Origin of the sequence: Vibrio sp. Vb1980, from assembly GCF_033338615.1 — a bacterium.
Taxonomy (GTDB): domain Bacteria; phylum Pseudomonadota; class Gammaproteobacteria; order Enterobacterales; family Vibrionaceae; genus Vibrio; species Vibrio alginolyticus.
In genome coordinates, this window is record NZ_JAWOSZ010000179.1 from 1 (window position 1) to 520 (window position 520).

The window sequence follows — 520 nt, forward strand, 5'->3', positions numbered from 1 at the left end:
GTTGGGTTGATTAAGTAAGTGGTAGTCCACCATAAAACGGTTTTCTAAACTCACTTTTTCACGTTATTTAATAAACTTCTTTTTAGAAACCTTTATTGAAAGCCGCAAAAGCGCCATTAAGTTGATGGCGCTTTTTCTGTTTGGGTTAGGCGTAAACGTCAATAAAAAAGTAAATGGTGATGATAATCGAAGAGAGAGCGACAAAGCCTTTAACGTGGCTCGGATTAAGCTGGCGAGACACACGCGCGGCGAGGTAGCCACCAACTAATGTCCCGATCATTACCACGCTGCCTTTACTCCAATCGATAGAGCCGTTCGCAACAAAAATGACGATTGCGATGAGAGAGACACACGTTGAAACCAGAAGTTTAAGCCCATTCATCAAGTTGATGTCTTGATGGCCCGCCACGACGAGGTAACTCAGAACAATCACACCTAATCCGGCATTAAAAAATCCACCGTATGCTGAAACGCCCACCAACAACAAACGCAAGGAGATGAAGCCTAATACGCCAGCGTG

1 protein-coding gene is annotated in these 520 nt (G+C 44.2%); it reads right to left on the minus strand.

What is annotated here, in order from left to right; translation table 11 throughout:
- Positions 1–145: 145 nt before the first annotated feature.
- On the minus strand, positions 146–520 hold a 375-nt coding region (locus R7F64_RS24390), incomplete at its 5' end, for a sulfite exporter TauE/SafE family protein (protein WP_318072224.1).